8 protein-coding genes and 1 pseudogene are annotated in these 8,994 nt (G+C 72.7%); 4 read left to right on the top strand and 5 right to left on the bottom strand.

The window, feature by feature from the left end; genetic code table 11:
• Positions 1 to 150 precede the first annotated feature (150 nt).
• Entirely contained in the window at positions 151 to 642 is a 492-nt protein-coding gene (locus tag ACIBAG_RS35365) for a GNAT family N-acetyltransferase (protein ID WP_399110918.1), read from the bottom strand.
• Positions 643 to 750: 108 nt separating this feature from the next.
• On the opposite strand from ACIBAG_RS35365, the gene ACIBAG_RS35360 reads away from it, so the two are divergent.
• A complete protein-coding gene (locus ACIBAG_RS35360) occupies positions 751 to 1,332 on the top strand; it encodes a hypothetical protein (RefSeq protein ID WP_399110916.1) in 582 nt (193 codons plus the stop codon).
• Positions 1,333 to 1,337: 5 nt separating this feature from the next.
• Positions 1,338 to 1,673, top strand: coding sequence for a hypothetical protein (locus tag ACIBAG_RS35355; protein ID WP_399110915.1), 336 nt, complete (start codon positions 1,338 to 1,340; stop codon positions 1,671 to 1,673).
• Between the two features lie 71 nt (positions 1,674 to 1,744).
• Here ACIBAG_RS35355 and ACIBAG_RS35350 read toward each other — a convergent pair.
• Positions 1,745 to 2,158, bottom strand: a pseudogene (locus ACIBAG_RS35350) (DUF1992 domain-containing protein); the annotation flags it as partial.
• 98 nt (positions 2,159 to 2,256) lie between these two features.
• Here ACIBAG_RS35350 and ACIBAG_RS35345 point away from each other — a divergent pair.
• Positions 2,257 to 2,649 carry a hypothetical protein gene (locus tag ACIBAG_RS35345; protein ID WP_399110913.1) on the top strand — a complete coding sequence of 131 codons (393 nt, stop codon included), beginning with the start codon at positions 2,257 to 2,259 and terminating at the stop codon, positions 2,647 to 2,649.
• Positions 2,650 to 2,664: 15 nt separating this feature from the next.
• Here ACIBAG_RS35345 and ACIBAG_RS35340 read toward each other — a convergent pair whose 3' ends face one another.
• Together ACIBAG_RS35340 and ACIBAG_RS35335 are read right to left on the bottom strand one after the other, a co-directional pair.
• The gene (locus ACIBAG_RS35340) at positions 2,665 to 3,333 is read right to left on the bottom strand and encodes an O-methyltransferase (RefSeq protein ID WP_399110912.1); all 669 of its coding nucleotides are present in this window, start codon (positions 3,331 to 3,333) and stop codon (positions 2,665 to 2,667) included.
• A gap of 36 nt (positions 3,334 to 3,369) precedes the next feature.
• Positions 3,370 to 4,635, bottom strand: coding sequence for a DUF2330 domain-containing protein (locus ACIBAG_RS35335; protein ID WP_399110911.1), 1,266 nt, complete (start codon positions 4,633 to 4,635; stop codon positions 3,370 to 3,372).
• 699 nt (positions 4,636 to 5,334) lie between these two features.
• On the opposite strand from ACIBAG_RS35335, the gene ACIBAG_RS35330 reads away from it, so the two are divergent.
• A complete protein-coding gene (locus ACIBAG_RS35330; protein ID WP_399110909.1) occupies positions 5,335 to 7,404 on the top strand; it encodes a phosphatase PAP2 family protein in 2,070 nt (689 codons plus the stop codon).
• On the opposite strand, the gene ACIBAG_RS35325 is transcribed toward ACIBAG_RS35330, so the two are convergent.
• The gene (locus ACIBAG_RS35325; RefSeq protein WP_399110936.1) at positions 7,358 to 8,980 is read right to left on the bottom strand and encodes a glycosyltransferase family 87 protein; all 1,623 of its coding nucleotides are present in this window, start codon (positions 8,978 to 8,980) and stop codon (positions 7,358 to 7,360) included. The genes ACIBAG_RS35330 and ACIBAG_RS35325 overlap by 47 nt on opposite strands.
• Positions 8,981 to 8,994 lie beyond the last annotated feature (14 nt).

Raw genomic sequence — 8,994 nt, 5'->3', positions numbered from 1 at the left:
GGCTGAGGTCGGGCAGGAGGTGCCGTTTCTTGACGCCGGCCACTGCGGGCGGACACCCCCCGACCCGTCCCCTTCCCGCCGTACGCGACCGCGGGCCTGTAGGGGTACGCGTCCTTCCGCCGCCCCAGCTGCGGGCAGTCGTGCCCAGCGTTACCGCAGCGCCTTGCTGAACCAGTGTTCGGCGTAGACGTCGTCGTTGTGCGGCGCCGTTTCCTCGTAGCCGAGGCGGGTGTACAGGGCGCGTGCCTCTGCCAGGTCGTGGCGGGTGTCCAGGATCAGGCGGGTGGCGCCGAAGGCGCGGGCGGTTTCCTCGGCGGCCCCGACCAGGACCTGGCCGCCGCCCTTGCCGCGCAGCGCCCCGTGGACGAACACCCGCGTGAGCTCGGCCGTGTCCGCGTCCAGCAGTCTGATACCGGCGGTGCCGGCCGGCTCGCCCGCGTATCGGGCGACCAGCAACCGGCCCTTGGGCGGGGCGAGTTCGGCACCCGTGTGGGCGGCGATCTCGCGTTCCAGCTCGGCCGGGTCGGTGCGGCGGCCCTCGTGGCGGAGGTAGTAGCGGTCGCTGACCTCGGTGTAGTACGCCCGCCAGAGCGCTGCGGCGACCGGGGAGTCGTGGGGTTCCGGGGTGATGGTCCAGGTCATGGGCGTCATTGTGGGAGGGGGAACCAGCGGGTCGGCAAGCGAATATGACAATCCGGTGCGGCGGGGCACGGGCCGTTTGAGGGACCTCCCCGGGGCAACCCGGCAGGCATGTCCACAGGTGTGATCGTTCTGATTGTGATCGCGGCGGTCGTCATCGTGCTCGGTGCGGCCGTCCTGGCCCTGCGTGCCCGGGGTGGTACACGGGGCAGCAGGGGTCTGAAGCGGCGCTTCGGCCCCGAGTACGAGCGGGCCGTGGCCCGGCACGACGGGGACACGAAGGCCGCCGAGCGTGAACTCGCCCAGCGGGTCGAACGGCACGGCGGGCTGCGCGAGCGGCCGCTGGAACCGACCGAGGCCGAGCGGTTCGAGGCGCGCTGGACGGCGGCACAGGAGCACTTCGTCGACGCGCCGCGCGAGGCGGTCGGAGAGGCCGACCGGCTGCTCGCCGACCTGGCGCGGGCGCGCGGGTTCCCGGACGGGGCGCAGTACGAGGAGCAGCTCTCCGCCCTCTCCGTGCACCACGCCGACCACGTACAGGGCTACCGGCACGTCCACCGTGTCGCCCACGCGCCCGCGGACGGATCCGGTACGTCCGGTACGGAGGACATGCGCGAGGCGATGATCGAAGGGCGCGCGCTCTTCGAGGACCTGATGGGAGCCTCCGACAAGCAGCGCGTGGGCAGGAGTTGAGGACCATGCCGGACGTCACGAAAGCGGCCCCGCTCCTCGCCCATGAGGAGCGCGACAAGCTCGAACTGCGGCTGCAGCAGGCGGTGGCACACTTCGTCGACCAGCCACGTGCCGCCGTCGAGGAGGCCGATCACGCGGTCGAGGACATCGTCGGCCGGTTCACCGAGGCAGTGGCCGAGCGCCGCCGCACCCTGCGCAGGGCCTGGCAGTCCACGGACGGCACCGCCGAGGTCGCCGAGACCAACGAGATCGCCGTAACCGCCGACACCGCCGACACGGAGCAGCTCCGGCTCGCCCTGCGCGACTACCGCGAGCTGGCGGAACGGCTGCTGCGCACCTGACCAGCCGACGACACCTGATCACCTGAGGGCGCATTCGACGCATCCGGCGCGTCGGGCGCCTCAGGCTCGCCCGCCGACCCGTGTCCCTCCCGGCGCTCGCGCCACTCCCGTACGACCTCCTCCACGTCGTACGGCTTCTTGCCCAGGGGCGGGCCGGGCGGCGGCTTCAGCAGCATGTCGCGGATCTTGACGTTGACGTCCGTGATGATCTTGCGGACGGCGCGTTCCGTCGGCGCCGCGTACGCCGCCGTCAGCGCGTCCTCCGCCTCCTTGCGCAGGGCCAGGCCCGGGGGCAGGACCGACAGGCCCTCGCGGGCCATCTTGCGTTTGACCCACCACAGTTCGTCGTACGGAGCTTCCAGGTCGGTCGGCAGTGGTTTGCCGGCGCCGGGCAGGCTGTCGAAGTCGCCGCGCTCCTGCGCGTCGTGGATCTGCTTGTCGACCCAGGACTCGAACGGAACGCCGGGGGGCTTTCGCTCGGTCATGAGTTCATTGTGCCGGACGCGGCGGTGCCGGGCGATTTATCATGCGGGCGCGGTGGCCAAAACGGCCGTCGTACAAGGACGTTTCAGGAGGGGCGCTCGTGCTCGAACTCACCATGGCCGCCGTGTCCGCGGCGGACGAGGGTGCCACGGCCGGCATGCTCATGGCCGACGCGCCCAGCGAGCCGGGCGCCGTGCTGCGGGTGGGCCGGGACAAGGCGGTGTGCCGGCTGGCGACGCCGGACGACTGGCTGTTCATGTCGCGGGTCCACCTGGAGTTCCTGTGCGGGCCCGACGGCGGCTGGCAGGTGACCTGGCTGCGCGGCTCGCAGGCCGATCCGTCCTCCGAGGTGCGGCTCACCGTGGGGGAGTACACCCAGCCGATCGCGTACGGCGGGACGGTGCCGCTGCCGAGGGGTGGCAGCGGTGAGATCGTCGTCCAGGACCGTACGGCGCCCCGCAGCGTCAACGTCGGCTTCTATCACGAGGCTTGAGCCCCGGCGTCCGGCTTACAGCACCCGCGCCAGCGCGAAGCCGTCGTAGCCCTTGCCGCCCACCGTCTGGACCGCCGTGCCGGTCAACCTCGGGTGGCTGCCGATCAGTTCGATCGCGGCCCGGCTGCCCTGGATGTCCGGCGCGGTGCTCTCGGCGTCGGCGACCCGTCCGCCGCGCACCACGTTGTCCACCACGATCAGGCTGCCGGTGCGGGTGAGCCGCAGGGCCCACTCGATGTAGTGCGGGTTGTTGACCTTGTCGGCGTCGATGAAGACCAGGTCGAAGGGGGCCGGGTTCTCGTCGGCCAGCTTGGGCAGCGCGTCCAGGGCCGTGCCGACCCGCACCTCGACGATCTTGTCCAGGCCCGCGCGCGCGAGGTTGCGGGTGGCGACCTCGGCGTGCTTGGGGTTGTACTCCAGCGAGATCAGACGGCCGTCCGCGGGCAGGGCGCGGGCCAGCCAGATGGTGCTGTAGCCGGCGAGGGTGCCGATCTCCAGGATGTTGCGGGCGCCCTGGATCTCGGCGAGCAGTTGGAGAAGCTTGCCCTGGGGCGCGGTGACGCTGATCATCGGGAGCCCCGCCGCCTCGCTGTCCCGCAGGGCCGCTTGGAGGACGTCGTCGTCGGGTGAGAGGTGGGCGGAGAAGTACTCGTCGACGTCGTCCCAGAGCTGCGACTCGCTCATCGCCTTGCCTTTCGTACGGGTAGTCAGGTGCGCCAACTACCCCTCTTCCCGGTCCGCGATTCCAGGATGGTCGATTCCGGCGGTCGGCGCAGGTACCTGGGCGGGTGACGGTGCCGCGGGGGGCGACGGGGGCCGGGTCGGCGGATGCGGTGGCGCCTGGGGTGTCCGAGGCCGTCGGGAGCGCCGTACGGCCGACAGCGCCGCCGTCATCAGGGCCAGCGTCAGCGCGCCGGTCACCGTCAGCAGCCATGCCGGGATTCCGGCCACCGTGCGCAGCCGGTTCTCGTGGATCACCTGCTGGAAGGTGTCGTCGGCCGGCGCCCGGCGCAGCAGGTGGTCGCCGGAGATCCGCTCGGGATGCGGGAACTCCTGGCCGATCGCGGTGAGGAAGGGGGTGCCCGCCGCCAGTTCGGCGAGTGGGCCGGACTTCGCCGTCACTCGTCCGGCGTAGGTGACGCGGGGGCGTGCGCCGCCGATCGGGGAGGCCGGTTCCATGCGGTGCTCGGCCAGGCCGTACAGGCCGAGGGACTGGGGGGTGTCCGCGAGGCGGGACAGGCGCATCGGGTAGACCGGCTCGTCGGTCCGGAAGGTGAGGTGGAGGGGGTCGAGGGTGCCGGTGAGGGGAGTGCCCGTGGTCTGCGGGGTCAGTTTCACGGTGACGTACTCCCAGCGTTTTTGGACGTACGGGCGCAGGGCGCCGTCCAGCGCGGGCGGCAGGGCGAAGCCGTTGCTGTCCAGCCAGCCGTCCAGGGCGCCGGGGTCGGTGGCCGTCAGCCGGGCCACGTCGAAGGGGCCGAGGCGCTGGCGGCCGACGACGTCCACGGGCGGCCCGGCGGCGGCCCAGGGCGGGCGTGGGCGGCGGCGCTCGGAGGAGGCGTCGCCGGTCAGCAGGGGCCAGTCGTCGTCCCGGGGCCAGAAGTGCCGGCGCTCGCGGTGGAGGGGGGCCGTGACGTCGTGCAGCTCGTCGAAGAGCGCGGGGTCGCCGAGGCGGACCGTCGCCCGCCGCGGCACGGGCATGATCCAGGCGACCCGCTCGGCGTCCCCGTGGACGGTCAGCCGCATCACGATCTGCTCCCGCCGCCCGTCCCACCGCACGACGGACTCCTCCCGGCCGACGGTCACCTGCCGCGCGCCGTCCGGAACCATGGCCCCGCAGCCGCACGCCCACGCGGGTGCCACGAGCTGACCGGCCTGGAGGGCGAACAGCGCCACGGCGACGGTGAGAGCCCGGCTCCGGGCCCCCTTCCGCAGCAGGTCCGCCATCGCGCGCAGCCCCTCCATCCCCGCGAGTGCCTCCACCATGCCGACGCCAGGGCTTCAGACGGTACGGCGGATGATCCTGCTCCGGGCCCACGTTCCGAGATGTGGTCGATTACGCGACGCCCCGAACGGCCACCCGCCGAACGCGAGCTTGCTGGGAGCGTCTCGTGGGATGCGAGCTTGCTGGAAGGTGATCGGCCGAACGCGAGCTTGCTGGGGGCGTCCTGTGGGGCGCGAGCTTGCTGGAAGGTGACCGGCCGAACGCGAGCCAGTTGGGGGACGCCTTGTGGGGCGCGAGCTTGTTGGGGGACGCCTTGTGGGGCGCGAGCTTGCTGGGGGACGCCCCGTGGGGCGCGAGCCTGCTGGGAGGCGAACCGCCGGAGGCGAGCCCGCCGGGAGGCGACCCACCGGACGCGAGCCCGCTGGGACGCGGCAACCGCAGGCGCCCCCGGGGCGCGCCCCCCGCTACGCGCCCCCGGCTACGCCGCCCGAATGCGCGCCCCCCCCGGCTACGCCCCCCGAATGCGCGCCCCCCCCGAATACGCGCCCCCCGCCACGAGACCCCACCAGAGGCGGGCGAACCGACCCCGGACTATCGTCATCCGGACAAAAGGAGAGCGGACGACAGGTGAAGCGAAGGTTGCCTGTGTCTCTCCCCGGGTGGTGCGGGCCCACAGGGTTCGTGTGCATTCCTGACGCATGTGCCGTAAGGGACGAGGCGGGGCGGGAGGCCGACGAGGCGTGGCGAACGCGGAACACGGTGGGCGATCGGCGCAGGCGCTCGGCGGAGCCACGGCCGTCGGCGCGGTCCAGGCACGCGTGCGCGTGGCGCGGCTCGGCCTGTGGATGGTCGCCGCGATCCTCGCCGTGCGGGAGGTGGCCGTCGTCCTCGGTACGCCGCGCGGGGAGCGGCTGACGGATCTGGAGACCTGGGTCGGGCCGGACGGCGTCCTGCATATGAAGGGTTCGCTGTACGACTCGACGCAGTTCACCGGCACCCCGTTCGGCGGACTCGTCCTCAAGCCGCTGACCCGCGCCGCCGAGCAGGCCCTCGGCTGGGGCTGGACCTTCGGCACGCTCCTGCTCGTCGTCGCCCTCGGCCTCGTCGCCGCCCGCGCCCTGCCGCAGCCGGTCAGCCGGCGCACCTCCCTGCTCGCCGCGCCCGTCGCGATCAGCCTGCTCATGCTGTCGCTCCCGGTGCGCAACACGCTCTACCTCGGCCAGACCAGCATCATGCCGGTGCTGCTGGTCCTGCTCGGCTGCTTCACTGTGCGCGGCGAGCGCGCCGGCGGTGTGCTCATCGGCCTCGCGGCCGCGCTGCAGCCGACGCTTCTGCTGTTCACGCCCCTGCTGTGGTTCACCGGGCGCCGCCGGGCCGTGCTCTCGACGGGGGCCACGTTCGCCGGGTCCACGGCGGTCGCCTGGGTGGCGATGCCGCACGACTCGTACACCTACTGGGTCCACCACATGGCCGGCGTCGGCCTCGGCGGGCGCGCCGACGACCTCGCCAACCAGTCCCTGCACGGCGCGCTGCTGCGGCTGGGGCTCACCGGGCCCCTGGAGATCGCCCTCTTCCTGTTCCTGGGCGCCGCCGTAGCCGTCCTCGCGCTGCGCCGCGCCGTGCGCTACGCCCACGACGGACAGCTCCTCCTCGCCGTCGCGATCACCGGCTGCGCGGCGATCGTCGTGTCACCCACCGCCTGGCAGCACCAGCTGCTGTGGGTGCTGCTCGCGGTCGTCGGCCAGGTCGGCAGGCGGGCCTCCGACCGCTACGTCTGGCCGGTCGCGATCGTGCTCGTCATGACGCTGCCGGCGCGGATGATGGTGCCGGACAAGGCGCTCTTCCACCCCCTGCGCGCCGACGTCGTCCTCCTCGCCGCGCTCGCCACGGCGGCCGTGGTGCCGTTCCTGTCGCGCACGTCGCCGTACTGGCAGACGCCGATCCCGACCCGGTACGCCGACCGGGTACCGGCCCGCTTCCGGCGCATCCCGCTGCTGCCGGTCCTGCGCCGGGTGATCAGCCGCCCGAACCTCCTCTTCGAGCTCCTGCTGATCCGCGTCACCTACTACGCCTACGCCCAGATCCGCCTCGCCGCGGCCGGCGGCTCCAACTCGGCCGGGCGGGCCACCGCCGAGGAGCACGGCGAGGAGATCCACTCCGTCGAACGTGCCCTGCGCATCGACATCGAGCACTGGGCCAACCACGCGGTGGTGACCGTCGACTGGCTGCGCGACTTCTTCGACTTCTACTACGAGTCGTTCCACTTCGGCGTCCCGCTCGCCATCCTCGGCGTCCTCTACTGGCGCCGCCCCGTCGACTACCGCTGGGCGCGCTCCGCGATCGGCTTCGCGACCGTCTTCGCCCTGATCGGCTTCTGGCTGTACCCGCTCGCCCCGCCCCGCCTGATGCCCGGCCTCGGCTTCATCGACACGGTCCACGGACCGCAGGACTTCTCCCAGCCCGACTACGGCACCCTCACCGAGCTCACCAACCAGTACGCGGCGATGCCGTCCCTGCACTTCGGCTGGTCCCTGTGGTGCGGCCTGGTGATCCTCATCCTCGCCCCGAGGTGGTGGATGAAGGCACTGGGCCTGCTGCACCCGCTGTTCACGGTCACCGCGATCGTCGTCACCGGCAACCACTGGGTGCTGGACGCGGTCGGCGGCGCGCTGGTCGTCGGCGCGGGCTTCGGGATGACGTACCTGCTCCAGGGCCCGCGCGCCCGCACGGTGTCGGCGTCGGCGTCGGCGTCGGCGGAGAAGGTCAGCAGTGACTCCCCGGCTCCGGCGAGGGACCGTACTCCGAGCTGACCCGGTACTCGCCGGGCGCGGACACCGTCAACCGGGTGAACTCGCCCTGCGGGGCGAGGCACCCGCCGCCGTCGACGTGCAGCCACGGCGAATGGGCGACGCGCACGGTGGCCGACCCGGCCCGTGGCATCCGTACGACGACGTCGGCGCTGGACGTCGACACGACGCTCGCGGGCGCGGACACCAGCGGCACGGCGTCCCGCACCCGGAACACCCGCCAGTGCTCGTCCTGCCACACCGGCTCCAGCCAGTCGGGCCGGTCCTCACGGATGAGCCGGGCCTCGACCTTGGCGTACCCGTCGGGCTTGCCGAGCGGCAGGACGACGTACCCGACGGCCCAGCGGTCCAGCCACGCCCGGTAGGTCGCCGCGGAGAACGACCCGTCGTAGAACAGCCGGGCGCGCTCCATGTCGAGCTGCCGGTTCCAGCCGCGGGCCATGTTGACGTGCGGGGCGAGCCCGCTGGCCTCGCGGTGGTTGCGGGCCGGGACGACCTCGACGCGGGTGCGGTCGGCACCGAGGCGGTCCAGGGCACGGACCACTCCGCTCGTCTCGGTGGCCCAGGCGGGCACCTTGGTGGAGACGTACAGGTCGTCACCGGTCTTCTTGCCGACCCAGGCGACGGAGAAGACGAGCGCGGCGATGAGCAGCTTCCTGCGGAACCCCGCGAGAGCCGGCCGGGCCAGCAGGACGGCCAGGAGGGCGGCGGGCGCGAACAGTTCGGCGAAGCGCTCGACGTTCGTGCCGATGGGGGAGGCGATGAGATACGTCAGGACGGTTCCGGCCGCGTAGACGGCACCGCTCCAGCGGGCGACGCGCCAGGTGCGGGGGGCGAAGACGGTGACGGCCAGGCCCAGGAAGAACGGCGGCCATATCCGGCCCGCGAACATCAACTGCTCGCCCTTGAAAGGGAAGAGCAGGGTGGTCACGCCGACGGTGACCGCGGGCGGGAGCAGGAGGGTGAGGGCGCGTGCGTAGTCCCGGGTGAGGAGGAACGCGGCCCCTACGACCGCCACGAACAGCCCTGCCACAGGGCTCGCCATGGTCGCGAGGGCGGCGTAGCCGGCGGCCAGGACGACGCGCCGCCGGCCGGTGAGCATCAGACAGGCGCCGAGCCCGAAGGCGACGCCGAGCGCGAAGGTGGTGCGGCCGGAGGCCACGTTGCACCACAGGGCGAAGGACGCGAGGAGGGCCGGGCCGAGGGGTCTTCGCAGACCCGCCCGTTCCATGAGCACGGCCGTCAGCCAGGAGGCGGCGAGCCCGGAGACGACGGTGACCGCGCGGACGCCGAGCGCGGACATCAGATACGGCGATATCAGGCTGTAGTTGGCGGTGTGCGTGCCGCCGTACCAGAACAGGTTGTACGCCGACTCCCCGTGGCGTGCGGCGAAGCCGGCCCAGGCGTACTGGGCGGCCAAGTCGCCGCCGCCGGTGGCGAGGAAGGCCCACCAGAGGGCGTAGAGGGGGAGGAAGGGGAGTGTGGCGAGGAGGGGGACGCGGTGGCGGGTCCAGACCGTGCGGAGGAATTGGTTCCGTTCAGGGGGCGCCGGGTGTGGGGCTGGGGCGCGGGTTATCAGGTGCTGCTCGGCTT

This window comes from Streptomyces sp. NPDC051243 (assembly GCF_044455405.1).
Lineage (GTDB): Bacteria > Actinomycetota > Actinomycetes > Streptomycetales > Streptomycetaceae > Streptomyces.
The sequence above is the reverse complement of the archived record's forward strand: the minus strand, read 5'-3'. Positions and strand labels throughout refer to the sequence as shown.

What these genes read in the sequence shown, in the direction of transcription:
- ACIBAG_RS35365 (WP_399110918.1), bottom strand. Translation starts at nt 642, where the DNA reads ATGACCTGGACCATCACCCCGGAACCCCACGACTCCCCGGTCGCCGCA.
- ACIBAG_RS35340 (WP_399110912.1), bottom strand. Translation starts at nt 3,333, where the DNA reads ATGAGCGAGTCGCAGCTCTGGGACGACGTCGACGAGTACTTCTCCGCC.
- ACIBAG_RS35360 (WP_399110916.1), top strand. Translation starts at nt 751, where the DNA reads ATGTCCACAGGTGTGATCGTTCTGATTGTGATCGCGGCGGTCGTCATC.
- ACIBAG_RS35335 (WP_399110911.1), bottom strand. Translation starts at nt 4,635, where the DNA reads ATGGTGGAGGCACTCGCGGGGATGGAGGGGCTGCGCGCGATGGCGGAC.
- ACIBAG_RS35355 (WP_399110915.1), top strand. Translation starts at nt 1,338, where the DNA reads ATGCCGGACGTCACGAAAGCGGCCCCGCTCCTCGCCCATGAGGAGCGC.